The following is a 25,999-nucleotide window of genomic DNA, read 5'->3' as shown; positions in this document are numbered from 1 at the left end:
GGTAGGAGGCTCAGCCGTCGGGCGGGACCGGCGGGGTCGCTGGCACCCGGGTGGGGAGCGGGTAGGCCGCCGGCGCGACCCGGCGGACCACCTCGTCGAGCACCCGCCGCACCGCGGGCTCGCCGACCCACAGGTGCTTCGCCCCGTCGACCCCGACGACCTCGGCCTGCGGGACCCGGGCGAAGCGCTGCCGGGCCTCGGCCGGCCGCAGGTAGTCGTCGAGCTCGGGCACCAGCGCGACGACGGGCTTCCCGCTGGCCGCCCAGGCGTCGAGGTGCTCGTCGGTGGCGTAGCGCAGCGGCGGCGACAGCAGGATCGCGCCGGTGACCGACGGGTCGAGCCCGTGCATCAGGGCCAGGTCGGTGCCGAAGGACCAGCCGAGCAGCCAGCGCTCCGGCAGGTGCGGCTGCTCGTGGAACTCCGCGTACTCGATGGCGGCCGCGACGTCGAACCGCTCGCCGACCGCCTCGCCGAAGACGCCCTCGCTGGTGCCCTGCGGCGACGAGGTGCCGCGGGTGTTGAACCGCAGCACGGCCACGCCGGCCAGTGACGGCAGCCGGTTGGACGCCTTGCGGATCACGTGGCTGTCCATGAAGCCGCCGTGCGTGGGCAGCGGGTGCAGCGTCACCAGGGTCGCCACCGGCTCCCGGTCGACCGGCAGCGCGAGCTCGCCGACCAGGGCGAGCCCGTCCGCGGTGCGCAGGGTGACCGGCGTGCGGGTGGCGGGCAGCACGGTGCCGGCCCGGATCTCCTCCGGGCCGCCGTACGTCGACAGGTGGTGCTCGGTGGTGCGTTGGCCGGTCTTGGGGTGCTCGGTCATCGCAGCTCGGGTCAGGCGCCGTAGTCGCGGAACCCGCGGCCGGCCTTGCGGCCCAGGTAGCCGGCCGTCACCAGCTGCTCCAGCAGCGGTGCGGGGGCGAAGCCCGGCTCGCGGAACTCCAGGTAGAGCGTCCGCTGGATGGCGTGCGCCACGTCGAGCCCGACCACGTCCAGCAGGTCGAACGGCCCGAGCGGGTAGCCGCACCCGACGATCATCGCGGAGTCGATGTCCTCGACCGTCGCGTAGTGCGCCTGCAGCATCTTGACCGCGTCGTTGAGGTAGGGGAACAACAGCGCGTTGACGATGAAGCCGGCCCGGTCTCCGCACTCGACCGCGTGCTTGCCGGCCCGTTCGCACAGCGCCCGCGCGGTGGCGACCACGTCGTCGGCGGTCGACACCGTGCGCACGACCTCGACCAGCTTCATCACCGGTGCGGGGTTGAAGAAGTGCAGGCCGACCACGTCGGCCGGCCGTGTCGTCGCGGCGGCCAGCTCGACCACGGGCAGCGAGGACGTCGTGGTGGCCAGGAGGGCGCCCGGGCGGCAGATCTCGTCCAGGGTGGCGAACAGCGCCTGCTTGACCGACAGCTCCTCCACCACGGCCTCGAGCACCAGGTCGCGGTCGGCCAGGTCGTCCAGCCGGGACGACCCGGTGACCCGCGCCAGGGCGGCGTCGCGGTCCTCCTCCGACAGCTTGCCCCGCAGCACGGCCTTCTCGAGCGAGCGCTCGAGGGTGCCGCGCACCCGGGCGACCTTCTCGTCACCTCGAGCGACGTACATCACGTCGTAGCCCGCCTTGGCGAGCACCTCGACGATGCCGACCGCCATCGTGCCTGACCCGACCACGCCGACCTTCTCCACCGTGCGGCCGCCGCCCTCATGGGCGTGCGGCGACGGCGTCAGGTCGTCGTCGACGACCACCGGCGAGTCCGGTCGCTCGTAGGTGTAGAAGCCACGGCCGGTCTTGCGGCCGCGCAGGCCTGCGGTGACCATCTGCTTGATGAGGGGAGCTGGGGCGTGCAGCCGGTCGCGCGACTGGCGGTACATCGTGTCGAGGATCTCGTACGCCGTGTCGAGCCCGATCAGGTCGAGCAGCGCGAGCGGGCCCATCGGGTAGCCGCAGCCGAACCGCATCGCGGCGTCGATGTCCTCGCGCGAGGCGTAGCGGGACTCGTACATCGACACCGCGTGGTTCAGGTAGCCGAACAGCAGGGCGTTGGCGATGAACCCGGCCTTGTCGCCGATGACCACAGGCACCTTGCCGAGCCGGGCGGCGAGCGCCTCGATGTCGGCGACCACCTCGGGCTCGGTGACGACGGTGCGCACGACCTCGACCAGCTTGAGCACCGGGGCCGGGTTGAAGAAGTGCATCCCGACGACCTTGGACGGCCGGCTGGTCGCCACCGAGATCTCGGTCACCGACAGCGAGGACGTGTTGGTGGCGAGGATGGTGTCCGGCCGGCAGATCTTGTCGGCAGCCGCGAAGATCTCCTGCTTGAGGTCGAGCCGCTCGGGCACCGCCTCGATCACCATGTCGACGTCGGCCAGGTCCTCCATCGACGTCGTGAAGGTGACCCGACCCAGCAGCTCGTCACGGTCTGCCTCGGAGAGCTTGCCCCTGCTCACCGCCCGGTCGGTCGAGTGCCGCAGGTGCCCGCGCCCGCTCTCCAGGAGCTCCTCGGAGGGCTCGACGCCCACGACCCGGAGCCCGTTGCGGGCGAAGACCTCGACGATCCCGGCCCCCATCGTGCCCAGCCCGACGACACCGACAGTGGCGAACTCACGTCCCATGAGGGCAGTCTCCCAGGCCTGCCCCGACACGCCGCGCCGGGTGGGCACCCCTGGTGCATGGGGGGCGTTGGGTGGGGTAGACAGGTCCCACTCGCGAGCCGGTGCGGAGAACCGGGGCCGGCTCGTCACGGAGGGAGTTCGGTGCGCAGCGCGCAGTCGTCGCTGTCCGTGGACGTCCAGGCGGACGAGGACGACCCGGAGATCGTCCGGGTCCGCCTCGGCGGGGAGCTCGACATCACGAGCTCGCCGCTGCTGGAGGCCGTCGTCGAGCAGGTGTGCCAGGCCCGCCGAGACCCGCCCTGCCGGCGCCTGGTCGTCGACATGAGCGGCGTGGGCTTCGCCGACGCCTCGGGCATCTCGCCGCTGCTACTGGGCCGCGCCATGCTCGCCCGCCGGGGCGGGCTCGTCGAGCTGCGGCACTGCCGCCGGGCCGTCCTGCGGCTGATCCGGCTGCTCGACCTGGCCGACATGGTCGACCTCGAGGACGCCGGGTAGCCACCTGTAGCGTCTGCGGCTGTGCGTTTGGTCATCGCGACGTGCACGGTCGACTACGTCGGCCGGCTCACCGCCCACCTTCCCAGCGCCACCCGGCTGATCCTGGTCAAGGCCGACGGGTCGGTCTCGGTGCACGCCGACGACCGGGCCTACAAGCCGCTGAACTGGATGAGCCCGCCCTGCACCCTCACCGAGGACGGCGAGACGTGGACGGTCACCAACAAGGCCGGCGAGCGCCTCGTCATCACCGTCGAGGACGTCCTGCACGACTCCCGCCATGAGCTCGGCGTCGACCCGGGCCTGGTCAAGGACGGCGTCGAGGCCCACCTGCAGGCCCTGCTCGCCGACCAGATCGAGACCCTCGGCACCGGCTGGCGGCTGGTCCGCCGCGAGTTCCCCACCGCGATCGGCCCGGTCGACATCCTGGCCAGGGACGAGCGCGGTGCCACCGTGGCGATCGAGATCAAGCGCCGCGGCGAGATCGACGGCGTCGAGCAGCTGACCCGCTACCTCGGGCTGCTCAACCGAGACCCGCTGCTCTCCCCCGTCCGCGGTGTCCTCGCCGCCCAGGAGATCAAGCCGCAGGCCAAGGTCCTCGCCACCGACCGCGGCATCGACTGCGTGACCCTGGACTACGACGCCCTGCGCGGCTTCGACGACCCGAGCCACCGACTCTTCTGACCCCCCGCGGCGGGGCTGGTCGGCGGCAAGAGCGTCAAGTGGTGGAGGTCGGGGCTGTTCCCCGCGCTGAACGCCCCTAGTTCCACCACTTGCGGCACGCGGATCCACTTCCGCGACGATCAGTCGTGCGCCAGGCTGGCCGGGTGCGGGTCGTCGTGGTCGGTGCCGGGGTCGTGGGCCTGACCTGCGCGGTGCGGCTCGCCGAGGCGGGGCACGACACCCACGTCCTGGCCCGCGACCTGCCGCTGGAGACGACGTCCGCCGTGGCGGCGGCGATGTGGTACCCCTACCTCGCCCAGCCCAGGGACGCGGTCACCCGGTGGGCCGCCCGGACCTTCGAGGTGCTCGAGGGGCTCTCGCACACCCACCCGCAGTCGGGTGTCCGGATGCGGGCCGGCACCGAGCTGCTCTCGACCGGCCGGCCGGTCGACCCCTGGTGGCGCGACGCGGTCCCGAGCCTGGAGACGGTGACCGGGCCGCGCGACGGCTACGGCTCGGGCTGGCGGATGACCGTGCCCGTGGCCGACATGGCGACGTACCTCTCGTTCCTCGTCGACCGGCTGGCCGCGGCCGGCGGCACCCTGAGCCGCGCCTGGCTGGCCGACCTGCCGGACAACGGCTACGTCGTCAACGCCACCGGCCTGGCCTCGCGCGCGCTGGCCGGCGACGAGAGCCTGACGCCGGTGCGCGGGCAGGTGCTGCGGGTGGCGCAGGTCGGTCTGGAGGAGTGGCTGCTCGACGACTCCGACCCGGCGCGGCCGCTCTACGTCGTGCCGCGCGAGCGCGACGTCGTCGTCGGAGGCACCGCCGACCGCGGCTCGTGGGACCGCACGCCGGACCCGGTGACGGCGCACGAGGTGCTCGCCCGGGCCACCGCCCTGGTGCCCGAGCTCGCCGGCGCCCGGGTCCTGGGCCACCGGGTCGGCCTGCGCCCGGCGCGACCCACGGTCCGCCTCGAGGCGGTCCCGCACCCCGACGGCGCGCCCGGCGGGGTCGTGCACTGCTACGGCCACGGTGGCGCCGGCGTCACGCTGTCCTGGGGCTGCGCCGAAGACGTCCTTCAGGCCGTCGAGCACATGGCCGCGGCCAGGCCGATGGCCGAGAACCCGGCGCTGCGGTAGGCCGCCACCGCCACCTCGTTGCTCGCCGCGGTCCACACCGCGACCCCGCTCGCGCCGGCCCGGGCCAGCGCCGCGGCCGCTCCCTCGAGCAGCCGCCGTCCGTGTCCCTCGCGCTGGTGCCCGGCTGCGGTGCCCATCGGCTCGACCAGCGCACACCGCCCCTCCCCCGCGGTCCACGCCATGAGCGCGGCGACCGCAGCCCCGTCGTCGTCGCGAGCCAGCAGGTCGAAACTCGGGTCGTACGCCGTCGAGCCGGCCATCTGCGCCCACCGGCTCTCGGTGAACGTGGAGTTGGCGAAGGCAGCACGCTGCACCGCCACCCTGTCGGTCACGTCGGCCGGGCCGGACACCGCCGCGACCCCCGGCACGTCACGAGCGGCGTCGGCGGGACCGAGCGGCCGCCACAGGTGAACCCACGGGTCCGGGTCGAGGTCCCAGCCACGACGAGCCAGCTCGGCGCGCCACCGGGACGCGCCCGGCCCGTCGACGTACGCCTCGGCGGCGCCGGGACGCCCGAGCCGGTCCTCCACGGCTTCGGCGACGACCCTCGCCAGGTCGGCGTCGTGCAGCAGCCGAGGGTCCAGTGCCAGGCGGACGACAGCGGGGCCGTCCAGCAGCCCTACCCCGACCAGGTCACCGTCGTCCCGCACCTGCAGCAGCGTGTGGTCGACCGCGTCGTCGTCGAGGCGCAGGTGCCACCCGACGTCGCCCGCGTGCAGCTGCCACGCGCAGTCGCCCGGGCGCTCCCACCGCCGCAGCACCGCGACGGTCTCGTCCGCCGAAGTGCGCCCGCCCCAGCTCGTCGTTGTCCGCACGCGGCGCGACGCTACCGGGGCTCGACCGCGCCCTCCACGGAGTTCTCGTCGTCCTCGGCGACCGGGCCGTCGCCGGCCCGGTAGCGGACCAGCGCCGGCACCGCGGCCGCCAGGGCGAGCACGACGACCACGCAGGCGATGCCGCCGCCCACCCACGACCAGGTGACGCCGAAGGCCGCGGCGCTCGCCCCCGCGCGCAGGTCACCCAGCCGGGGGCCGCCCGCGACGACCACGATGAAGACGCCCTGCATCCGGCCGCGCATCTCGTCCGGCGCGTAGGTCTGCAGGATGGTCTGCCGGTAGACCGCCGACACCAGGTCGGCCGCGCCGCCGACGGCCAGCAGCGCCACGACCAGCCACAGGTCGCCGGCCAGCCCGGCGGCCGCCACCGCGAGTCCCCACACGACCACCGCCGCCACCAGCGCCGCGCCCTGGCGGCGCACCCGCCCGATCCAGCCCGAGAGCAGGCCCCCGACCACCGAGCCGATCGCGATGGCGGCGAACAGCCAGCCGGCCGCGGCCGGGCCACCGAAGCGCTCCTCCGCGACCTCCGGGAACAGCGCCCTCGGCATCGCCAGCACCATCGCGGCGATGTCGACGGCGAAGGACATCATCAACACCGGGTGCCGTCGGATGAAGGCCAGGCCCGCGACCACCGATCGCAGCCCCGGCCGGGTGACCTCGCCCAGCGGCAGGATGGGCGGCAGCCGGTGGGCGGCGTAGAGCGCCGCGGTGAACAGCGCCGCGTCGATCCCGTAGGCCAGTGCATAGCTGCCGCGGGCCAGCACCACCCCGGCGAGCAGCGGACCCACCACGGCACCGACACCCAGGGCCGTGGACACCAGGGTGTTGGCCGACGGCACGAGGTCTCGCGGGACGATCCGCGGCACGACCGCCCCACGGGTCGGCGAGGTGAAGGCGAAGCCGACCGACTGCAGCGCAACCAGCCCGAGCAGCACCCAGCGCTGCTCCAGCCCCAGGAGCGCCTGGGCGAGCAGCCCGAACGTGCTGAGCCAGGTCAGGTAGGACGACGCGACCAGCAGCCGGCGCCGGTCGACCGCGTCGGACACCGCCCCGCCGTACAGCCCGAACACCACCAGCGGCACGAGCGCCGCGACCCCGATCAGGCCGACCCACAGCGACGAGGAGGTGATGGCGAACATCTCGACCGCGACGGCGACCCCGGTGAGTTGGAAGCCGACGACCGACACGCTCTGCCCGAGCCACAGCCGGCGGAAGGCGCCGTGCCGCAACGGACGGACGTCGACCGCGACCCGCCGGAGGAGGTTCGTCACCCGCGTCCTTCCGCGTCGCAGTCGTCCGGCATGCTCGTGCCCGTGGGTCACGAGGGCGCAGCCGTGGTCGTCCGCGGGCTGCGCAAGAGCTACGGCGAGCGTACGGCCGTCGACGCGGTCGACCTGGAGGTGGCCACCGGCGAGGTCGTCGCGCTGCTCGGCCCCAACGGGGCGGGCAAGACGACGACGGTCGAGATCCTCGAGGGCTACCGGGCCCGCGACGCGGGCGAGGTCAGCGTCCTGGGCACCGACCCGGCCCAGGCGACCCCCGCCTGGCGGGCCCGGGTCGGCATCGTCCTGCAGTCGGTCAACGACCTGTCCGAGCTGACGGTTCGCGAGACGCTGCGGCACTTCGCGGGCTACTACCCGTCGGCGCGCGACCCCGACGAGGTCGTCGAGACGGTCGGCCTGACCGGCAGCGCCGACCAGCGCTCGCGGCTGCTCTCCGGCGGGCAGCGGCGCCGGCTCGACGTGGCTCTGGGCATCCTCGGCCGCCCCGAGCTGCTCTTCCTCGACGAGCCCACGACCGGCTTCGACCCGGCCGCCCGGCGGACCTTCTGGCGCCTCGTCGAGGACCTGGCGGCCGAGGGGACGACGATCCTGCTGACCACCCACTACCTCGACGAGGCGGAGCGGCTGGCCCAGCGGGTCGCCGTCATGTCCGACGGCCGCTTCCTCGACGTCGCGCCGCCCGCTTCGCTCGGTGGCCGTCAGCAGGAGCTCGCCACGGTCACCTGGACCGAGCCCGACGGCACCCGGCGCAGCACGACGTCGGCGGAGCCGACCCGCACGGTGACCGAGCTCGCCGGGCGCTTCGACGGCGAGGTGCCCGGCCTGACCGTCGCCCGGCCGACGCTCGAGGAGACCTACCTGCGCATGGTCGGTGAGGCATGAGCGCTACAGGTCCCGCCACCCGCGGCGGCGCGCACCTCGCGACACCCGGCGTTCTCGCGATCGGCCTGCGCCGCATCCGCATCGAGCTGCTCACCTTCACCCGGGACCGCGAGGCGGCGTTCTTCACCCTGGTCCTGCCGGTCCTGCTCCTGGTGGTGTTCGGATCGGCCTTCACCGGCAACGTGGCGCCCGGTGTGTCCTTCAGCCAGTACTTCGTCGCCGGCATGATCGCCTCCGGCGTCGTCTACACGGCCTTCCAGAACCTCGCGATCACCATCTCCCAGGAGCGCGACGACGGCACCCTGAAGCGGTTGCAGGGCACGCCGATGCCCAAGGCGGCCTACTTCGTGGGCAAGATCGGTCAGGTCCTCGTGCTGTACGTCGGGCAGGTCGCCCTGCTGCTCGCCATCGGCGTGGCGCTCTTCGACGTGCACCTGCCCGACGAAGCCACCGACTGGTGGACCTTGACCTGGGTCAGCGTGCTCGGCCTGGTCTGCTGCACGCTGCTGGGAGTCGCGTTCACCGGGCTGACCCGCACCGGCCGCGGGACGCCGGCCCTCGTGTCACCGGTCGTCCTCGTCCTGCAGTTCACGTCCGGGGTGTTCTTCCAGTACGACGAGCTGCCCTCGTGGATGCAGCAGATGGCGGCACTGTTCCCGCTGAAGTGGCTCTGCCAGGGCATGCGATCGGTCTTCCTGCCCGACAGCTTCCAGCGCCAGGAGCTCGCCGGCTCGTGGGAGCTCGGCCGGGTGGCTCTGGTGCTGGTGGCCTGGACCGTGCTGGCGCTCCTGCTCGCGATGCGGGGCTTCCGCTGGCAGCGGCGCGACGAGCTCTGAGCCGGACGGCCCGCAGCTCACATCCGGTCGAGACGGGACCAGGCGCCGCCGGAGAGCCGGCGCTCGTTGCGCCGGTCGAAGCCGCAGCCCTGCGGGCAGGCCAGCTCGGTGGCTGCCATCGCTGCGCCGCACCCGGCGCAATCCTGTGCCGTCGTCGTCGCCACCCGACGCAGCCATCCGATCAGTCCGGTCACGTTCTCCCCCTCGGCGCCGGCGGCACGACGCGACCACGATACTACGATGTCGTAGTACCATGCACGGCGCCGTCGTCAGTCGGCAGGTCGTGCGCGACGCGCACCACCCGGACGATCTGGCCGATGATGCCGGTGATCTCGAAGTCCTTCGGCGTGAAGACGGCGGCGACGCCCTGCTCCTCCAGCCAGCGGGCGTCGGCGTCCGGGATGATGCCGCCGACCACGACCGGCACGTCGCCGGCCCCGGCCTCGCGCAGCAGCCGCAGCACCTCCGGCACCAGCTCGCGGTGCGACCCGGACAGGATCGAGAGCCCCACGCAGTGCACGCCCTCCTCGACGGCGGCCGCGGCGATCTGCGCCGGGGTCAGCCGGATGCCCTGGTACGCGACCTCGAAGCCGGCGTCGCGAGCTCGCACCGCGATCTGCTCGGCCCCGTTGGAGTGACCGTCCAGGCCGGGCTTGCCGACGAGCAGCCGCAGGCGGGTGCCCAGCTCGGCGCCGGTGCGCCGTACCGCCTCGCGCACCGCCTGCAGGTCCTCCCCCGCGGGCGCCGTCCCCACGCTGCCGGACACGCCGGTCGGTGCGCGGTACGAGCCGAACACCTCGCGCAGCACCTCGGCCCACTCGCCGGTCGTGACCCCGGACCGGGCGCAGGCCAGCGTGGCGGGCACCAAGTTGTCGGCGATCTTGGCGGCGTCGCGCAGCCCCCGCAGAGCGGCGTCGACGGCCGCCGCGTCGCGCTGCTCGCGCCAGGCCCGGATCGCCGTGACCGCCCGCTCCTCGACCTGCGGGTCGACCGACTGGATCACCGCGTCCAGGTCGGCGGTCAGCGGGCTGGGCTCGGTCTCGGTGAACAGGTTGACGCCGACGACGACGTCCTCGCCGGACTCGACCCGGGCGCGGCGGCGCGCGTGCGAGGCGACCAGCTCACCCTTGAGGTAGCCGTTCTCGACCGCCGCGACGGCGCCGCCCATCTCCTCGATCCGGGCCATCTCGGCCCGGGCCTCGGAGACCAGCTCCGCGACCTTGGCCTCGACCACGTGCGAGCCGGCGAAGAGGTCGTCGTGCTCGAGCAGGTCGGACTCGTAGGCGAGCACCTGCTGGATCCGCAGCGACCACTGCTGGTCCCACGGCCGCGGCAGGCCGAGCGCCTCGTTCCAGGCCGGCAGCTGCACCGCCCTGGCCCGGGCGTCCTTCGAGAGCGTCACCGCGAGCATCTCGAGCACGATGCGCTGGACGTTGTTCTCGGGCTGGGCCTCGGTGAGTCCGAGCGAGTTGACCTGCACGCCGTAGCGCAGGCGGCGGGCCATGGGGTCGCTGACGGCGTACCGCTCGGCAGTGAGCTCGTCCCAGAGCTGCACCATCGCGCGCATCTTGCACATCTCCTCGACGAACCGCACACCGGCGTTGACGAAGAAGGAGATGCGCGACACCACGTCGGCGAAGCGCTCCGGCAGCACCTGGCCGGCGTCGCGGACGGCATCCAGCACCGCGGTCGCCGTCGACATCGCGAACGCCAGCTCCTGCACCGGCGTCGCGCCTGCCTCCTGGAGGTGGTAGCTGCAGATGTTGATCGGGTTCCACCGCGGCATCCGCTGCACGGTGTACGCGATCAGGTCGGTCGTCAGGCGCATCGACTCTGCCGGCGGGAACGCATAGGTCCCGCGGGAGAGGTACTCCTTGATGATGTCGTTCTGCGTCGTGCCGCTGAGGTCGGCCGGATCGGCCCCCTGCTCCTCGGCGACCACCTCGTAGAGCGCGAGCAGCCACATGGCCGGCGCGTTGATGGTCATCGAGGTGTTCATCCCGGCGAGAGGGATGCCGTCGAAGAGGGCCCGCAGGTCACCGACGTGCGAGACCGGCACGCCGACCTTGCCGACCTCGCCGCGGGCGAGCTCGTGGTCGGGGTCGTAGCCGGTCTGGGTCGGCAGGTCGAAGGCGACCGAGAGGCCGGTCTGGCCCTTGGCCAGGTTGCGCCGGTAGAGCGCGTTGGACTCGGCCGCGGAGGAGTGCCCGGCATAGGTGCGCATCACCCAGGGGCGGTCCCGCTCGGGAGGCGGCGGGGTCCTCATGCCCGGCGATACTACTCGCCGGTAACCAGGTCCTCAGGCCGGGACGGCCTCGTCCACGGTGAGGACCCGGTGCAGGCGGGTGGCGTGCAGCAGGCGCAGCAGGCGCGGTCCGGCGTCGTGCAGGACGACCCGGCGTCCGGCCAGCTTGGCCCGGCGGTCGGCGCCCAGCAGCATCCCGAGGCCGGTGGCATCCATCGTCTCCACGCCCGAGACGTCGACGACCAGGTCCCCGGTGCCGGCGTCGATGGCGGCGTAGAGCGCCGAGCGCACGTCGGCGACCGACCGCACGTCCAAGCGCCCGGCCAGGGCGATCTCGCACCCCGAGGCCATGCTGACGACCATCTCCCCACCCCCTTACCAGACAAGACGCGCGAGGCGGCCATCTGGTTGCCTCCAGGATGGCTCCTGTCGTCCTCGGTCAGGACGGTACGGACCGGACTTGCAGAATTCTTGACGCCACGCTGGGGCCAGCGTGGCGGATGCGACCGAAGTGACCTATGTGACTAGCGGGGCGTGCGTGCTACCGATCGTAGGTGTAGAAGCCACGGCCGGACTTACGGCCCAGGTCGCCCGCGGCGACCATCCGGGTCAGCGACTCGGGCGGGAAGAACTTCTCGTCCGCGGTCTCGGCGTAGATGTTCATGGTCGCGTTGCGCAGGATGTCGACGCCGGTCAGGTCGGTCGTCGCGAGCGGCCCCATGGCGTGCCCGAAGCCCAGGCGACAGGCCGTGTCCACGTCCTCGGCGGTCGCGACTCCGGTCTCGACGAGCCGCACCGCCTCCATCGCCAGCGCGCAGATCAGCCGGGTGGTCACGAACCCGGCGACGTCGCGGGTGACCACCACGCAGGTCTTGCCGACACCCTCGGCGAACGCCCGCGCGGCAGCGAGGGTCTCGTCACTGGTGCGGTGGCCGCGGACCAGCTCGCACAGCCCCATCATCGGGACCGGGGAGAAGAAGTGGGTGCCGACCACGGCCTCCGGCCGGTCGGTCACCGCGGCGATCCGGGTGATCGGGATGGCACTGGTGTTGGTGGCAAGCACCGCGCCGTCCCGGCAGACCTGGTCCAGCACCCGGAACACCTCGTGCTTGACCTCGATGTCCTCGAACACCGCCTCGACCACGACGTCGGCGTCCCCGACCGCGTCGAGGTCGGTCACCGTCGTGATCCGGCCCAGCGCCTCGTCCGCGGCGACCTGCTCGAGCTGCCCCTTGGCCACGAACCGGGACAGGGACCGCTCGATCCCGGCGCGGCCGCGGCCGAGCGCCTCGTCGGTGACGTCGCGCAGGACCACCCGGTGGCCGGCGACCGCGGCGACCTGGGCGATGCCCGCGCCCATCAGGCCGGCGCCGACGACACCGACGACACCGACGACTCCGGCACGACCGGCAGGTCCGGCAGGTACGACGGCTCCGGCGGTGGACGGGCTCGACGTGCTCATCTGGGGTGCTCCCTCGGAGTGGACCGGCGTTCGGCGGGACCGCGGGAGCCTATCCAGCCGGGGCAGGGGCACAATCCAGCCGTGCTCGACTGGCGCAGCTACGCGATCGCCCTGGCCGTCGTCGGGGTGCTCATGCTGCTCTTGCGCTGGGCCTTCGGCGGGCGCAGCCGCTCGCTCGTCGAGCGCAGGGCCCGGGCGGGGCACGAGGACGAGTACGGCCTGATGGTCGCGGTGTCGGCGCCGGGGACCTTCATCGAGGGCGAGGTGGCCCGGCAGCGGCTCCAGGGTGCCGGCATCCGGGCCTCGCTGGTGACCACGGCCGACGGGCCTCGGCTGATGGTGCTCGAGCCCGACGAGGCCCGGGCCCGCCGGCTGCTGGCGACCTAGACGTCCGGGTCGGGCTCGCGGGTCACGTCCGCCCCCAGCTCGCGCAGCTGGGCATCGAAGCCCGGGTAGCCGCGGTCCACGTGCGAGACGTCGCTGACGTAGGTCACCCCGTCGGCCACCAGGCCGGCCAGCGTGAGGGCGGCACCCGCGCGGATGTCGCTGGCCCGCACCGGGGCCCCGGAGAGCCGTGGCACGCCCCGCACCACCGCGTGATGGCCGTCAGTGCGCACGTGGGCACCGAGGCGGGCCAGCTCGCTGGCGAAGACGAAGCGGCCCTCGAAGATGTTCTCGGTGATCATCGCCGCGCCGTCGGCGATCGCGTCCAGCGCCATCACCAGCGGCTGCAGGTCGGTCGCCAGGCCCGGGTAGGGCAGCGTCACCGCGTCGACGGCCGTCGGTCGGCCGGTCATCACGACCCGGAAGCCGTCCTCGGTCACGTGCACCGTCGCCCCCGCCCCCACCAGCTTGTCGAGCGCGATCTCGAGGTGCTCGGCCCGGGCGCCGTGCACGGTCACGTCGCCCTGGGTCATCGCGGAGGCGAAGGCCCAGGTCCCGGCGACGATGCGGTCGGGGACGATCTCGTGCGTCGTCGGCGAGAGGTGGTCGACCCCCTCGACGGTGAGCGTCGAGGAGCCCAGGCCGTCGATCTTGGCGCCCATCTGCTGCAGCATCTGGCAGAGGTCGACGATCTCCGGCTCGCGCGCGGCGTTGTCGATGACCGTGGTACCGGTGGCGAGCACCGCCGCCATCAGGATGTTCTCTGTCGCCCCGACGCTCGGGAAGTCGAGCCAGACGGTCGCGCCGGTCAGCCCGTGCGGGGCCCGCGCGACGATGTAGCCGTGCTCGTTGTCCAGCTCGGCACCGAGCTTGGCCAGCCCCGCCACGTGGAAGTCGAGGGGGCGGCTGCCGATGGCGTCGCCGCCCGGCATGGCGACCTCCGCCCGGCCGGACCTGACGGTCAGCGGGCCGAGGACGCAGATCGAGGCCCTGATGCGACGTACCAGGTCGTAGTCCGCCTGGTGCCCGAGCACCTCCGGCACGTCGATCGCGACGGTCGCCGCCGCGGCGTCGTAGTCCACCTGGCACCCCAGCCGCCGGAGCAGCTCCCCCATGATCTCGACGTCGAGGATGTGCGGCACCTGGGTGAGCGTGGTGCGGCCCTGCGCCAGCAGGGCCGCAGCCATCACCTTGAGGACGCTGTTCTTGGCGCCGGTGACCCGCACCTCGCCCTCGAGACGGGCCCCGCCCACGACCCGGAAGCGCTCCATGGCGAGCATCGTAGGGTCGCGGGTCCTAGGGTCTCCGACATGGTCAACCTGACGCGGATCTACACCCGGACCGGCGACGACGGGACGACCGGCTACGGCGGCCGGGGCCGGATCGGCAAGAACGACCTCCGGCTGCAGGCCTACGCCGACTGCGACGAGGCGGGCGCCTTCCTCGGGCTCGCCCTCGCCGCCGGCGGCCTCGAGCCCGACGTCGCCGCGCTGGTCACCCGTGTGCAGAACGACCTCTTCGACGTCGGCGCCGACCTGTGCACGCCGGTCGAGCCGGACCCGGCCTACCCCCCGCTGCGGATCGTGCAGGAGCAGGTCGACGCGCTGGAGAACGAGATCGACCGCTACAACGCCGACCTGTCCGAGCTCCGGTCGTTCGTCCTGGCCGGCGGCACGCCCGCCGCCGCGCACCTGCACGTCGCCCGCACGGTCGTACGTCGCGCCGAGCGCTCGACCTGGGCCGCCATCGCGGCGCACGGCGACACGGTCAACCCGCTGACCGCCCGCTACCTGAACCGGCTCTCGGACCTGCTCTTCGTCCTGGCCCGCCACGCCAACCGGGCGGACGGCGACGCGCTGTGGGTGCCCGGCGCCAACCGCTGAGGGCAAAGGCGATGAGCCGAACGGTGTCAGGCGGTCTGCAGTGACATGAGGCACGACAGCACCCTCGACACGACGTTCAGCGCGACCCTGCAGCCCAGCAGCGACAGCAAGGGCGCCTGGACCTGCGTGAAATGGCCCGACTCGGTGAACTTCTTCGGCACCCGCGGCCTGGTGAAGGTCCGGGGCACGATCGACGGCCATCCGTTCCAGAGCTCCTTCATGGCCCTCGGCGACGGGACGCACATGCTCCCGGTGAAGGCGGACGTGCGGAAGGCGATCGGCAAGACCCTCGGTGACGAGGTGACGGTCCACCTCCAGGAACGCATCAAGCGCTGAGGTCACCCGTCGGCCGGTCCGGCGTGGTACCACGGTGTCCAGCACACCCCCACCAGGACACCGCTGCTGGACTGGAGACGAGCGATGACCTGGCCCCAGGGCTCGGTCCGCGTGCCGTGCAGCAGCCGATGGCCGCGTTCGGCCAGCTCGGCGACCGCGCGGTCGACCTGGTCGGCGCTGCCCACCTCGAGCTCGATGCTCGCCTGCGGCACCGTATGGGTGTCCGGCCAGCGATCGCTGCCGAAGCAGGACTCGGCCGCCTCGGCCAGCGGCCACACGCCGAAATGCTTGGCGCCCGCGAGGTCGTCGGAGAAGAGGTAGTCCGAACCGCGGAGGCCCTCGGGTCCGTGCAGACCCAGTCCCATCGCGTCCACGAACAGCGCGCGGTCAGCGCCCGGGTCGCTGCTGATGACGGCGAAGCTGGCGATCATCTGGATGTCCATGACCGCCAGCCTCGTGGGACGCACCGACAGCGTGATCCGGCGGCCGTTCGAGCGCTCAGCCGCGGACCCGGACCGCGCAGGCGGCGCCGTCGCCGCGCCGGGTGAGCCCGAAGCCGACGCTGTGCCGCACGCCGGCCGGGGTCGAGGTGGAGATCTCGACGACCCCCCTGCGGGTGCTGCGCGCCCGGCCGAAGTCGCCGACCAGGGTCACGGTGGTGCCGTCGGTGAAGGTGGTGGTCGCCGTCGACGTGAAGTCCCACCGGGCCCGGTCGCCGGCCCGCTTCAGCCTGAGGTCGGCGGTCACGACCGGCCCCTCCTCGGTCGTCTCGTTGTGGAAGTCCACCCGGAAGCCCGGACCGCCGTCGCACCGGCCGGCGGCGACGAAGGACTGCGCGAGCCCGTCGTCGCCCGGTGCGCCCGCCGAGGGCGCCCCCGTCGCCGCGACGATCCCGAACGAGAGCCCCACCGCCCCGACCGCGGCGGCGAACCGCCGACCGGCTGCCGCCCCAGTCCCGTGACCTGCGCGCACCGTGACCACCCACCTCGCATCGAAGACCGGCCACCCGTCGGCGCGGCGCCCTCACCCTGCTCCACGCCGCCGGCCCCGACAAGATCGACGACGACGCAAGGTGCGGCCCGCCGAGGCCGCCGGGTGAAAGGAGTGCGGATCTTCCGGGCATACTGGTGCCCCATGCGGGGATCCGGTACGACGTCCACAAGCCGTCTGAGAGCGGCCACCATCTCGGTCCTGACGGGGGCACTCACCCTCGGCCTGCTCGCCACCGGAGCCGGTCCGGCCAGCGCCGCGCCCGAGGTCTGCGCCGACACGCAGGTGCCTCGGACGGTCAACGCCGTGTATGCGCCTTACACGGTGCGGGTGTGTCTGACAGTGCCGGACCAGCCCGATCCTGTGGATGTCACGGCCAAGGTCACCGTCAACGATTCTCAGGCGATGGTGCAGCGAGTTCGGTTCGTCTGGAACGGCGACTTCGACCATCCGCTGCTCGTGGACAACGATCCGTCGCCCGACGGCTCGTTCAGCATGCGCCTCATCAGCCGCCGAGTGGGAACGGCCACCGGCAACCTGACCGCCAGGGCCGTGCTGGACAACAACCAGTTCGACGGCGCCAGCAACGACGCGACCGCCGATTCGCCCGGAGCCTCTGTCACCCCCGACACGGTGACGCCGCTTCCGCAGTACCCGAACTTCGCCCCGCGCACCGGCACGCCGCCGGCTCCAGGGGCGCGCTACACGATGGCGGCCGTCGGTGACGGGGCGGACGGTTCGCCGCAGTCGCACCAGGTGGTCGACGTCATCAATAGTTGGAACCCCAGCTCTTTCGGCTACCTCGGCGATGTCTACACCGACGCAACTGCCTATGAGTTCGACAACTGGTACGGCGAGGACGGCGGATACGGCGACCTACGCGATATCACCAACCCGGTCATCGGCAACCACGAGTACCGCCAGCCCGGAGCGGCGCCCTACTTCCAGTACTGGGGAGGAGTCCCGCGCTGGTACAGCTACGACATCGGCGGCTGGCACGTCGCAGTAATCGACAGCAACAGTCTCGACGATCTCCGAGGCGGTGCCACTCCCCAGACTGCAGCGGGTACCGAGCAGTACCAGTGGCTCGACGCCGACCTGCGCGCGAACGCGGGCAAGTGCACCATCCTGATGCAGCACCAGCCGCGCTACGCCGAGGCACCCGGCGCTAGGGCGTACCTGCAGGACCTCTGGTCGCTCGCGTACTACCGCGGCGTGACGCTGATGCTGGCCGGCCACGTGCACCGGTACGAGCGCTGGACCCCGATGGACGCGGCCGGCAACCCTGTCGGCGGCGGCCTCACCCAGATCGTCGCCGGTGGCGGCGGCCGGGAACCGGTCAACCCGATGGTGGCGCAGGACAGCCGGGTCGCAGCGCGTGGCAGCATCGGTGCTCTGCGGTTGGACCTCGGCCAGGACGACGCCAGTTTCGCCTACACCCAGGTCAGCGACGTCTCCCCACCGAGCACCGTCGACCAGGGCACAGTCACCTGCCGCCAGCGGATCGCCGGCGCCATCCCGCCGCCGCCGGACACGACCGCGCCGAGCACGCCGACCGGCCTCAGCGCACGGCCGGTGTCACCCACCGCCGCACAGGTGTCGTGGCAGGCGTCGAGCGACGACGTCGGCGTGACGGCCTACGTCGTGCGTCGCAACGGCGCCGTGGTCGCCACCCTCGGAGGCGGCACCACGTCGTGGCGCGACCGTGGCCTCGCTCAGGGCCGCACCTACCGGTGGACCGTCGAGGCCGTCGACGCGGCCGGCAACCGGTCCGCGCTCTCGGCGCCGGCCACCGCCACGACCCCGATGCCGATGCGCAGCACCAAGCGTCTGCTCGCCGACCTGCGGACCGCCACCGAGCACCGCAAGGGCTACACGGCCAGGCGGTTCTCCGGGTGGACCGACGCCGACGGCGACCGGTGCGCGACCCCGCGCGAGGTGTTCATCGCCGAGGCGGTCTCCGCCCCACAGGTCCGCAGCGGCTGCACGCTCACCCGCGGGAAGTGGCTCTCACGCTACGACGGCGCCACGCGCACCAGCATCAACGACCTGGTCGCCGACCCGGTGGTCGGCTTCCGCGAGGCGTGGCAGTCCGGGGCCCACCGCTGGTCGACGCTCACCCGTCGACAGCTGCGCAACGACCTGGGCTATCCGAGCACGCTGATCGGCGTCACCAAGGCATCGGCCACGGCCAAGGCCGGGCGGGAGCCCACCGACTGGTTGCCGCGCAAGGCGTTCCGCTGCTCCTACCTGGCGCAGTACGTCGCCGTGAAGTGGCGGTGGCGGCTCGCCGTCGACGGGGCCGAGCGCACGGTGCTCAAGTCCCGGCTGGCGGCCTGCAGCTGGCCGAGCGTCCGGCTGCCGAGCCGCCCGGCCATCAAGAGCTAGCGACCAGCGCCGCGAGGCCGGCCAGCACGGCGGCGACACACCGGAGCCGGTCGGCGACCAGCAGGCGAGCCAGCGCGGCAGGGTCACGACCGGCCGCGAGCCGGGAGTGCGCCGGCCCGGCGACTGTCGCCGTGACGACCACGCACCCGACGAGCAGCCCCAGGGCGACCAGCTGCCACGCGTCCGCACCGGAGCGCAGCGTGGCCAGGCCGGCCAACGCGAGCAGCCCGTAGACCGGCACCACCAGCCAGGTGACTCGTCGGGTGTGCCGGCCGTGGTGGGCCGCCCAGAGCTCGACCGGCACCGTCCGGAACGCCGGGTAGACGAGCACGGTGACGACGAGCTGGAAGCCGGCGTGCAGCGCCGACGCCGCGACGAGCCCGACGTCCGCCCCCATGTCGAGCCGGTCAGCTGCGCGGCAGGCCGGGCGGGGCGGACTCGACCCAGCTGAGGAACCCGGTGGCCGTCTCCGGGCTCATCCCGAGCTCGATGTCGGAGGAGCCGTCGCGGCACGCGACGACGACGGCACCGGCGAGCAGCGAGAACGCCTCGATGCCGCTCGGTTCGCGCCGGTCGAGGACCTGCAGGCGCTGCCGGTCGATGACTCGGCGGGGTCGGGTCGAGTAGCTGAAGACGCGGTACCACTCCAGCACGTCGCCCGCGTAGCGGCCGACACCGAGGACCCAGCCCTTGCCGTGCTGCTGGCCGGCGCCGTCACGCAGGCTGCAGTCGAACGTTCCGCCGCGCCGGGTGATGAACCGGCGACGCAGGGCGAGCATCACCAGCCCGAGCAGGGCGACGACGACGACGGCGGCGAGGGCGTCCAGCACGACGACGAGGCTCATCGCGCCCGCCTGCCCGCCGGCCCCGTCGCGCCCACCGGCTAGGGGAGCATCCCGGCGGCGCGGATCCGGGCCTCGGCCCGGCGCGCCTGGTGGGCGGCGTCCTCCTCGTCGGACTGCTGGGCCTCGGACAGCGAGCGCTCGGCCTCGGCCACGTCGATGTCCTTGGCCAGGTCGCACTCCTCGGCCAGGATGCCGACCCGGTTGTCGGCGACCGAGAGGAAGCCTCCGTGGACCACCGCGACGACCGGGTCGCCGCTGTCCTGCCGGATCAGCACGGCGCCGTCGGCGAGCGTGCCGAGCAGCGGAGCGTGGTGCGCCAGGATGCCGACGTCCCCGTCGGCGGTCCGGGCCAGGACCATGCTGCCCTTGCCGGTCCACACCGTGCGGTCCGCGGCCACCAGCTCGACGTCGAGCAGGTGGTCGTCCGCCTCGTCAGCCATTCTTCTCCAGCTCCTTGGCCTTGGCCTCCACGTCCTCGAGCCCGCCGCACATGAAGAAGGCCTGCTCGGGGATGTGGTCGTACTCGCCCTCGGCCAGCTTCTTGAACGCGTCGATCGTCTCGTCCAGCGGCACGAAAGAGCCCTCGAGGCCGGTGAACGCCTTGGCCACGAAGGTGTTCTGCGACAGGAAGCGCTGGATGCGTCGGGCCCGCTGGACGAGGATCTTGTCCTCCTCCGAGAGCTCGTCGATGCCGAGGATCGCGATGATGTCCTGGAGGTCCTTGTAGCGCTGAAGGATCTCCTTGATCCGTGCGGCCACCCGGTAGTGGTCCTCCGAGATGTAGCGCGGGTCCAGGATGCGTGACGTCGAGTCCAGCGGGTCCACGGCCGGGTAGATGCCGAGCTCGGAGATCGGCCGCGAGAGGACCGTCGTCGCGTCGAGGTGCGCGAAGGTGGTGTGTGGGGCCGGGTCGGTGATGTCGTCGGCGGGAACGTAGATCGCCTGCATCGAGGTGATCGAGTGACCGCGGGTCGAGGTGATGCGCTCCTGCAGGATGCCCATCTCGTCGGCCAGCGTCGGCTGGTAGCCCACGGCCGAGGGCATGCGGCCCAGCAGGGTCGACACCTCGGAGCCCGCCTGGGTGAAGCGGAAGATGTTGTCGATGAAGAGCAGCACGTCCTGCTTCTGGACGTCGCGGAAGTACTCCGCCATCGTCAGGGCGGCCAGCGCGACCCGCAACCGGGTGCCCGGCGGCTCGTCCATCTGGCCGAAGACCAGCGCGGTCTTCTCGATGACGCCGGTCTCGGTCATCTCCCCGATCAGGTCGTTGCCCTCACGGGTGCGCTCCCCGACGCCGGCGAAGCAGGAGACACCACCGAAGTTCTCGGCGACGCGGTAGATCATCTCCTGGATGAGCACCGTCTTGCCGACTCCGGCGCCGCCGAACAGGCCGATCTTGCCGCCGCGCACGTACGGCGTCAGCAGGTCGATGACCTTGATGCCGGTCTCGAACATCTCGGTCTTGGACTCGAGCTGGTCGAACTTCGGGGGCGTGCGGTGGATCTCCCACCGCTCCTTGATCTCCAGCTCGGACGCGGGCACGTCGAGCGGCTCGCCCAGGGTGTTGAAGACGTGGCCCTTGGTCACGTCGCCGACCGGCACCGTGATCGGGCTGCCGGTGTCGCGCACCTCGGCTCCGCGGACCAGGCCGTCGGTCGGCTGCATCGAGATGGCCCGCACCAGGCTGTCACCGAGGTGCTGGGCGACCTCGAGGGTGAGGACCTTGTCCTCGCCCATCAGGCTGACGTCCACCTTCAGCGCGTTGTACATCTCGGGCATGGTGTCGACGCTGAACTCCACGTCGACGACCGGCCCGATGACGCGGGCCACCCGACCGGTGGCGCCCTCGCGGGCGGTGGTCTCGGTGTTCTCGGCAACAGCAGTCATGTCTCACTCACTCCCGGCGTTCGCGCTGGCGAGCGCGTCCGCGCCACCGACGATCTCGCTGATCTCTTGGGTGATCTCGGCCTGGCGGGCCGCGTTGGCCATACGGGTGTACGTCTTGATGAGCTCGGTGGCGTTGTCCGTGGCGGACTTCATCGCCCGGCGACGCGCTGCGAGCTCGGAGGCTGCAGACTGCAGCAGGGCGTTGTAGACCCGGCTCTCCACGTAGCGCGGCAGCAGCGCGTCGAGCACCGCCTCCGCGCTCGGCTCGAACTCGTAGAGCGGAAAGGACCCGCCCTCCGGCTCCTCGTCCGTCTCCTCCACCTCGAGCGGCAGCAGCCGTCGGGTCACGGTGCGCTGGGTGACGCTGCTGACGAACTGCGTGTAGACGATGTGGATCTCGTCGACACCGCCCTCGTCGTCCGGCGTGAGGAACGCGTCGATGACCGCGTCGGCGACCTCCTTGGCGTTGGCGTAGGTCGGCGCCTCGGAGAAGCCGGTCCACTCGCCGGCGATCTCGCGCTGGCGGAAGCGGTAGAAGCCGACGCCCTTGCGGCCGACGACGTAGGGCACGACCTCCTTGCCCCTGTCGCGCAGCAGGTTGGAGAGCCGCTCCCCCTCCTTGATGGCGTTGGAGGAGTACGCCCCGGCCAGCCCGCGGTCGCTGGTGATGAGCAGCAGGGCGGCCCGCGCGGGGCCCTCGTGACCCTCCTGCTCGGAGGCCGGCACGGTGCCGGTCAGCGGGTGCTCGACCTCGGAGAAGCTCGCCACGGCGGAGACCGCGCGCGTGATCGCCTCGGCGTAGGGGGTCGACGCGGCGACCCGCTGCTGCGCCTTGACGATGCGCGACGCGGCGATGAGCTCCATCGCCTTGGTGATCTTCTTGGTCGAGTTGACCGTCCTGATCCGACGGCGGTAGACCCGCAGCTGGGCACCCATCCGCTAGCCCTGCTGCGCCGGCTTGCGCACGTGCTTCTTGATGGTCTCCTGCTCGACCTCGTCCTCGTCCATCGAGCCGACCGGCTCGTCGTTGACGAGCAGCTCGCCGGCGGAGGTCTCGAACTGGCGCTTGAAGGCGTCGACCGCGTCCTCGAGCGAGGACACGGTGTCGTCCCCCAGGTCCTTGGTCTCGCGGATGCTGTCGACCAGGCCCTTCTGCTCCCGGTGCAGGTAGTCGATCAGCTCGCTCTCGAAGCGGCGGATGTCCTCGACCGGCACGTCGTCCAGCTTGCCCGTCGTCCCTGCCCAGATGGACACGATCTCGTTCTCGACCGAGAACGGCGAGTACTGGCCCTGCTTGAGCAGCTCGACCAGCCGGGACCCGCGGGCCAGCTGGGCCTTGGACGCCGCGTCCAGGTCCGAGCCGAAGGCGGCGAACGCCTCGAGCTCGCGGTACTGCGCCAGGTCGAGCCGCAGGCGGCCGGCGACCTTCTTCATGCCCTTGACCTGGGCCGAGCCTCCCACGCGGGAGACCGAGATGCCGACGTTGATGGCCGGCCGCACGCCCGAGTTGAAGAGGTCGGTCTCGAGGAAGCACTGCCCGTCGGTGATCGAGATGCAGTTGGTCGGGATGAACGCCGACACGTCGTTGCCCTTGGTCTCGATGATCGGCAGGCCGGTCATCGACCCGCCGCCCATCTCGTCCGAGAGCTTCGCGCAGCGCTCGAGCAGCCGCGAGTGCAGGTAGAAGACGTCGCCCGGGTAGGCCTCGCGGCCCGGCGGGCGGCGCAGCAGCAGCGACACCGCGCGGTAGGCGTCAGCCTGCTTCGACAGGTCGTCGAAGACGATGAGCACGTGCTGGCCCTGGTACATCCAGTGCTGGCCGATCGCCGAGCCGGTGTAGGGGGCGAGGTACTTGAAGCCGGCCGGGTCGGAGGCGGGCGCGGCGACGATCGTCGTGTACTCCAGCGCGCCGTTCTCCTCGAGCGCCTGGCGGACCGACGCGATGGTCGAGCCCTTCTGACCGACGGCGACGTAGACGCACTTGACCTGGCGCTTGGGGTCGCCCGACTCCCAGTCCGCCTTCTGGTTGATGATCGTGTCGAGGCAGACGGCGGTCTTGCCGGTCTGCCGGTCGCCGATGATCAGCTGGCGCTGGCCCCGGCCGATGGCGGTCATCGCGTCGATCGCCTTGATGCCGGTCTGCATCGGCTCCTTGACCGGCTGGCGCTGGACGACCGAGGGCGCCTGCAGCTCGAGGGCGCGCCGCTCGGTGGTCTCGATCGGACCCTTGCCGTCGAGCGGGTTTCCCAGCGGGTCGACGACCCGGCCGAGGAAGCCGTCGCCGACCGGCACCGAGAGGATCTCGCCGGTGCGCTTGACCGGCTGGCCCTCCTCGATGCCGCGGAACTCGCCGAGCACGACTGCGCCGATCTCGCCGACGTCGAGGTTCAGGGCGATGCCCAGCGTGCCGTCCTCGAACTCGAGCAGCTCGTTGGTCATCGTCGAGGGCAGGCCCTCGATGCGTGCGATGCCGTCGCCGGCCTCGGTGACGTGCCCGACCTCCTCGCGCCCGGCGGCCTCCGGCTCGTACGACGAGACGAAGCGCTCGAGTGCGTCCCGGATCTCCTCCGGCCGGATGGTCAGCTCGGCCATGTCGCGCTCCCTGCTCTCTTCTCGGTCCTGCTCGGTGGTGATGCTCTGAAGTTCTGCTGTGCTCGTTCCATCACGTCGTACGTCGTCAGGCCGGTGTCAGCCGGCGAGCCGTCGTCGGGCGTCGTCCAGGCGGCTCTCCACCGAGCCGTCGATGACCTCGTCACCGAGCTCGACGCGGATGCCGCCGACGAGGGTGGGGTCGAGCTGGACGTTGAGGTGCACCTCGTGACCGTAGATCCGCTGCAGCGCGGCGGCCAGCCGGCCGCGCTGCTCCTCGGTGAGGGGATCCACGGCGGTGACGGTCGCGACCAGACGGCTGCGCCGGTCGGCGGCCACCTGGCCGTAGGTCTCCGCGGTGCGGTCGAAGGTGCGCCCGCGGGGCGCCACCACGGCCTGGCGCACCAGGCGCCGGGTCTCCTCGGTGGTCCGGCCGCCGAGCAGACCCTCGATCAGGGCGGCCCGGCTCTCGACCGGCGCCGACAGGTCGGACAGCGCGGTGCGCAGCTCGGGGGCGCCGGCCACCGCACGGCTGACGCGGAACAGCTCGTCCTCGACCTCGTCGAGGCGGCCGGCGCGCTCGGCCGCGGCCACCTGCGCCTCCACAGCGAGCAGCTCGAGCGCCGTCGCGAGGTCGCGCGGCACGGACCAGCGGGCCCGCACCACCCAGGCCAGCAGGTCGGCCGTCGCGCCGCCCACCTGCTCGCCGAGCACGGCGCGGGCCAGACCGACCCTCGCGTCCCCGTCGCGGGAGGGGTCGGTGAGCGCCCGGCGCAGCGGGTGCTCGCGGTCGAGCAGCGCCGTCACCGAGAACAGCTCGTCGCTGAGCCGTGCGAGGTCGTTGTCGCTCGAGCTGATCAGGGCAGCGAGGGTCTCCCGGGCCGCCTTGAGCGACTCGCGGCTCGCACCCTGCATCCCGGCTGAGGTCACGGTGTCGGGTCCTCCTGGACCACCGGCGTCCCTGATGTCGAGGCCGTCGCGGACGTGGCGGCGCCCTGCTCGTCGGCGCGCGCCTCGAGCTCGTCGAGGAAGCGGTCGACCACCCGGCGCTGCCGGGCGTCGTCCTCGAGCGACTCGCCGACGATGCGGCCGGCGAGGTCGGTGGCCAGCGTGCCCACCTGGGACCGCAGCGAGATGACGGCCTGCACCCGGTCGGCCTCGATCTGCTGGTGCGCCTGCTCGGTGAGCCGACGAGCCTCGGCCTGCGCCTGCTCGCGCATCTCGGCGATGATCCCTGCACCCTGCTCGCGGGCGTCCTCGCGCAGCCGGGCGGCCTCGTGGCGGGCGTCGGCGAGCTGCTCCCGGTACTGCGCGAGCGTCTCCTTCGCCTCCTCCTCCGCCTCCTTGGCGCGCTCCATGCCGCCCTCGATGGCGTCCCGCCGCTCCGCGAAGGTCTTCTCGAAGACGGGGAAGACCATCCTCTGCAGGAACCACAGCAGCAGGGCGAAGGCGACCGCCCCCACGATGATCTCGGACAGGTGCGGCAGCAGGGGGTTGGGCTCCTCCTCGGCTGCGAGCACCTGAAGGTGTCGGAGGCTGGTGCTGGCGTACGTCATGTCGGTCCGCTCGTCAGAGGACGAACGCGAGGCCGATGCCGATGATGGCCAGCGCCTCGGCGAGGGCGAAGCCTAGGATGGCGATGCCCTGGAGGACGCCGCGCGCCTCCGGCTGGCGTGCCACACCGTTGATGTAGGCGGCGAAGATCAGGCCGATACCCACACCCGGGCCGATGGCCGCGAGGCCGTAGCCCACCATGTTCAGGTTGCCTTCCATTGTTCTTCGGGTTCCTTTCCCTGGGTGTTGCGGTCTGGGGTGCCGTCGTGCTGGCAGTCGTCCAGCTGTCGGTGTCGCGGTCAGTGCTCCTCGGCGAGCGCGCCGGCGATGTACAGGGCCGACAGCAGCACGAAGACGTACGCCTGCAGGACCTGGACGAAGGCCTCGAAGAAGGTGAGGACGATCGAGAAGGCGAAGGGGACGACGGACAGGAACGCCAGAGCGCCGCCCTTCTCGACCAGGAGGTACTCGCCGCCGAGCACGGTCAGCAGCAGCACGAGGTGCCCGGCGAACATGTTGAGGGTGAGACGGAGGGTCAGCGTGATCGGGCGGATGATGACGGTCGACAGGAACTCCAGCGGCGCCAGCAGCACGTAGATCGGCTTGGGCAGGCCAGGCGGGAACATCATCGCCTTGAAGTAGCCGACGAAGCCGTGCCTGCGGATGCCGACGTAGTTGAAGATCGCCCA

The 25,999-nt window shown here is 72.3% G+C and carries 30 protein-coding genes; 9 read left to right on the top strand and 21 right to left on the bottom strand.

The window, feature by feature from the left end; all coding sequences use genetic code 11:
- Positions 1 to 10 precede the first annotated feature (10 nt).
- Together VK640_17935 and VK640_17930 are read right to left on the bottom strand one after the other, a co-directional pair.
- Positions 11 to 820 carry an alpha/beta hydrolase gene (locus tag VK640_17935; GenBank protein ID HTE75061.1) on the bottom strand — a complete coding sequence of 270 codons (810 nt, stop codon included), beginning with the start codon at positions 818 to 820 and terminating at the stop codon, positions 11 to 13.
- A gap of 11 nt (positions 821 to 831) precedes the next feature.
- On the bottom strand, positions 832 to 2,610 hold the full coding sequence (locus tag VK640_17930; GenBank protein HTE75060.1) for a 3-hydroxybutyryl-CoA dehydrogenase: 1,779 nt from the start codon (positions 2,608 to 2,610) through the stop codon (positions 832 to 834).
- Positions 2,611 to 2,751: 141 nt separating this feature from the next.
- Between VK640_17930 and VK640_17925 the strand changes: the two genes are divergently transcribed.
- The 3 genes from VK640_17925 (at position 2,752) to VK640_17915 (ending at position 4,907) form a co-directional block, all read left to right on the top strand.
- Positions 2,752 to 3,105: an STAS domain-containing protein gene (locus tag VK640_17925; protein ID HTE75059.1), complete on the top strand. Its 354-nt coding sequence runs from the start codon at positions 2,752 to 2,754 to the stop codon at positions 3,103 to 3,105.
- 21 nt (positions 3,106 to 3,126) lie between these two features.
- Positions 3,127 to 3,786 carry an endonuclease NucS gene (gene nucS, locus VK640_17920; GenBank protein ID HTE75058.1) on the top strand — a complete coding sequence of 220 codons (660 nt, stop codon included), beginning with the start codon at positions 3,127 to 3,129 and terminating at the stop codon, positions 3,784 to 3,786.
- Between the two features lie 125 nt (positions 3,787 to 3,911).
- Positions 3,912 to 4,907 carry an FAD-dependent oxidoreductase gene (locus VK640_17915; protein HTE75057.1) on the top strand — a complete coding sequence of 332 codons (996 nt, stop codon included), beginning with the start codon at positions 3,912 to 3,914 and terminating at the stop codon, positions 4,905 to 4,907.
- On the opposite strand, the gene VK640_17910 is transcribed toward VK640_17915, so the two are convergent.
- Positions 4,847 to 5,722 carry a GNAT family N-acetyltransferase gene (locus tag VK640_17910; GenBank protein HTE75056.1) on the bottom strand — a complete coding sequence of 292 codons (876 nt, stop codon included), beginning with the start codon at positions 5,720 to 5,722 and terminating at the stop codon, positions 4,847 to 4,849. The genes VK640_17915 and VK640_17910 overlap by 61 nt on opposite strands.
- 11 nt (positions 5,723 to 5,733) lie before the next feature.
- On the bottom strand, positions 5,734 to 7,017 hold the full coding sequence (locus VK640_17905) for an MFS transporter (GenBank protein HTE75055.1): 1,284 nt from the start codon (positions 7,015 to 7,017) through the stop codon (positions 5,734 to 5,736).
- Positions 7,018 to 7,059: 42 nt separating this feature from the next.
- Between VK640_17905 and VK640_17900 the strand changes: the two genes are divergently transcribed.
- Both VK640_17900 and VK640_17895 read left to right on the top strand, forming a co-directional pair.
- A complete protein-coding gene (locus tag VK640_17900; protein ID HTE75054.1) occupies positions 7,060 to 7,911 on the top strand; it encodes an ABC transporter ATP-binding protein in 852 nt (283 codons plus the stop codon).
- Positions 7,908 to 8,747 carry an ABC transporter permease gene (locus tag VK640_17895; GenBank protein HTE75053.1) on the top strand — a complete coding sequence of 280 codons (840 nt, stop codon included), beginning with the start codon at positions 7,908 to 7,910 and terminating at the stop codon, positions 8,745 to 8,747. Before VK640_17900 ends, VK640_17895 begins: the two co-directional genes overlap by 4 nt.
- 17 nt (positions 8,748 to 8,764) lie before the next feature.
- Here the strand turns inward: VK640_17895 and VK640_17890 are convergent, their stop codons facing one another.
- From VK640_17890 to VK640_17875, 4 genes are all read right to left on the bottom strand, one after another.
- Positions 8,765 to 8,941, bottom strand: coding sequence for a hypothetical protein (locus VK640_17890; protein HTE75052.1), 177 nt, complete (start codon positions 8,939 to 8,941; stop codon positions 8,765 to 8,767).
- Between the two features lie 41 nt (positions 8,942 to 8,982).
- Positions 8,983 to 11,013 carry a protein meaA gene (locus VK640_17885; GenBank protein HTE75051.1) on the bottom strand — a complete coding sequence of 677 codons (2,031 nt, stop codon included), beginning with the start codon at positions 11,011 to 11,013 and terminating at the stop codon, positions 8,983 to 8,985.
- 33 nt (positions 11,014 to 11,046) lie between these two features.
- On the bottom strand, positions 11,047 to 11,355 hold the full coding sequence (locus VK640_17880) for an STAS domain-containing protein (protein ID HTE75050.1): 309 nt from the start codon (positions 11,353 to 11,355) through the stop codon (positions 11,047 to 11,049).
- 178 nt (positions 11,356 to 11,533) lie between these two features.
- The gene (locus VK640_17875) at positions 11,534 to 12,454 is read right to left on the bottom strand and encodes a 3-hydroxyacyl-CoA dehydrogenase family protein (GenBank protein ID HTE75049.1); all 921 of its coding nucleotides are present in this window, start codon (positions 12,452 to 12,454) and stop codon (positions 11,534 to 11,536) included.
- 81 nt (positions 12,455 to 12,535) lie between these two features.
- Between VK640_17875 and VK640_17870 the strand changes: the two genes are divergently transcribed.
- The gene (locus VK640_17870) at positions 12,536 to 12,841 is read left to right on the top strand and encodes a hypothetical protein (protein ID HTE75048.1); all 306 of its coding nucleotides are present in this window, start codon (positions 12,536 to 12,538) and stop codon (positions 12,839 to 12,841) included.
- Here VK640_17870 and murA read toward each other — a convergent pair.
- A complete protein-coding gene (gene murA / locus VK640_17865) occupies positions 12,838 to 14,109 on the bottom strand; it encodes a UDP-N-acetylglucosamine 1-carboxyvinyltransferase (protein HTE75047.1) in 1,272 nt (423 codons plus the stop codon). The two genes, VK640_17870 and murA, sit on opposite strands and share 4 nt — an antisense overlap.
- 39 nt (positions 14,110 to 14,148) lie before the next feature.
- On the opposite strand from murA, the gene VK640_17860 reads away from it, so the two are divergent.
- Both VK640_17860 and VK640_17855 read left to right on the top strand, forming a co-directional pair.
- Positions 14,149 to 14,721, top strand: a complete 573-nt coding sequence (locus VK640_17860) for a cob(I)yrinic acid a,c-diamide adenosyltransferase (GenBank protein HTE75046.1) — start codon at positions 14,149 to 14,151, stop codon at positions 14,719 to 14,721.
- A gap of 45 nt (positions 14,722 to 14,766) precedes the next feature.
- Positions 14,767 to 15,057 (top strand): DUF1905 domain-containing protein, encoded by a 291-nt coding sequence (locus tag VK640_17855; GenBank protein HTE75045.1) that lies wholly within the window; start codon positions 14,767 to 14,769, stop codon positions 15,055 to 15,057.
- 2 nt (positions 15,058 to 15,059) lie between these two features.
- Here the strand turns inward: VK640_17855 and VK640_17850 are convergent, their stop codons facing one another.
- Positions 15,060 to 15,500 (bottom strand): glyoxalase, encoded by a 441-nt coding sequence (locus tag VK640_17850; protein ID HTE75044.1) that lies wholly within the window; start codon positions 15,498 to 15,500, stop codon positions 15,060 to 15,062.
- A 55-nt stretch (positions 15,501 to 15,555) separates the two neighbouring features.
- The gene (locus VK640_17845) at positions 15,556 to 16,029 is read right to left on the bottom strand and encodes a hypothetical protein (protein HTE75043.1); all 474 of its coding nucleotides are present in this window, start codon (positions 16,027 to 16,029) and stop codon (positions 15,556 to 15,558) included.
- Between the two features lie 381 nt (positions 16,030 to 16,410).
- Between VK640_17845 and VK640_17840 the strand changes: the two genes are divergently transcribed.
- Positions 16,411 to 18,435 (top strand): metallophosphoesterase, encoded by a 2,025-nt coding sequence (locus VK640_17840; protein ID HTE75042.1) that lies wholly within the window; start codon positions 16,411 to 16,413, stop codon positions 18,433 to 18,435.
- Here the strand turns inward: VK640_17840 and VK640_17835 are convergent.
- The 10 genes from VK640_17835 to VK640_17790 all read right to left on the bottom strand — a co-directional run.
- Complete coding sequence (locus tag VK640_17835; GenBank protein HTE75041.1) at positions 18,425 to 18,832, bottom strand: hypothetical protein; 408 nt, start codon at positions 18,830 to 18,832, stop codon at positions 18,425 to 18,427. The genes VK640_17840 and VK640_17835 overlap by 11 nt on opposite strands.
- Positions 18,833 to 18,842: 10 nt before the next feature.
- Positions 18,843 to 19,280, bottom strand: a complete 438-nt coding sequence (locus VK640_17830; GenBank protein HTE75040.1) for a DUF2550 domain-containing protein — start codon at positions 19,278 to 19,280, stop codon at positions 18,843 to 18,845.
- 38 nt (positions 19,281 to 19,318) lie between these two features.
- The gene (locus VK640_17825) at positions 19,319 to 19,720 is read right to left on the bottom strand and encodes a F0F1 ATP synthase subunit epsilon (GenBank protein HTE75039.1); all 402 of its coding nucleotides are present in this window, start codon (positions 19,718 to 19,720) and stop codon (positions 19,319 to 19,321) included.
- On the bottom strand, positions 19,713 to 21,167 hold the full coding sequence (gene atpD / locus VK640_17820) for a F0F1 ATP synthase subunit beta (GenBank protein ID HTE75038.1): 1,455 nt from the start codon (positions 21,165 to 21,167) through the stop codon (positions 19,713 to 19,715). The genes VK640_17825 and atpD overlap by 8 nt, the downstream gene beginning before the upstream one ends.
- Before the next feature lie 3 nt (positions 21,168 to 21,170).
- Positions 21,171 to 22,103: a F0F1 ATP synthase subunit gamma gene (locus VK640_17815; GenBank protein ID HTE75037.1), complete on the bottom strand. Its 933-nt coding sequence runs from the start codon at positions 22,101 to 22,103 to the stop codon at positions 21,171 to 21,173.
- Between the two features lie 3 nt (positions 22,104 to 22,106).
- Positions 22,107 to 23,759 (bottom strand): F0F1 ATP synthase subunit alpha, encoded by a 1,653-nt coding sequence (atpA, locus tag VK640_17810; protein HTE75036.1) that lies wholly within the window; start codon positions 23,757 to 23,759, stop codon positions 22,107 to 22,109.
- A 96-nt stretch (positions 23,760 to 23,855) separates the two neighbouring features.
- Positions 23,856 to 24,671 carry a F0F1 ATP synthase subunit delta gene (locus VK640_17805; GenBank protein HTE75035.1) on the bottom strand — a complete coding sequence of 272 codons (816 nt, stop codon included), beginning with the start codon at positions 24,669 to 24,671 and terminating at the stop codon, positions 23,856 to 23,858.
- An 11-nt stretch (positions 24,672 to 24,682) separates the two neighbouring features.
- Positions 24,683 to 25,312: a F0F1 ATP synthase subunit B gene (locus VK640_17800; protein ID HTE75034.1), complete on the bottom strand. Its 630-nt coding sequence runs from the start codon at positions 25,310 to 25,312 to the stop codon at positions 24,683 to 24,685.
- Between the two features lie 13 nt (positions 25,313 to 25,325).
- Positions 25,326 to 25,529 (bottom strand): ATP synthase F0 subunit C, encoded by a 204-nt coding sequence (atpE, locus tag VK640_17795; protein ID HTE75033.1) that lies wholly within the window; start codon positions 25,527 to 25,529, stop codon positions 25,326 to 25,328.
- 80 nt (positions 25,530 to 25,609) lie between these two features.
- On the bottom strand, positions 25,610 to 25,999 hold a 390-nt coding region (locus VK640_17790; GenBank protein ID HTE75032.1), incomplete at its 5' end, for a F0F1 ATP synthase subunit A.

Source organism: Actinomycetes bacterium (assembly GCA_035489715.1).
GTDB lineage: Bacteria > Actinomycetota > Actinomycetes > JACCUZ01 > JACCUZ01 > DATHAP01.
Note: the sequence above shows the minus strand (reverse complement) of the source record. Positions and strands in the feature narration are given on the sequence as shown.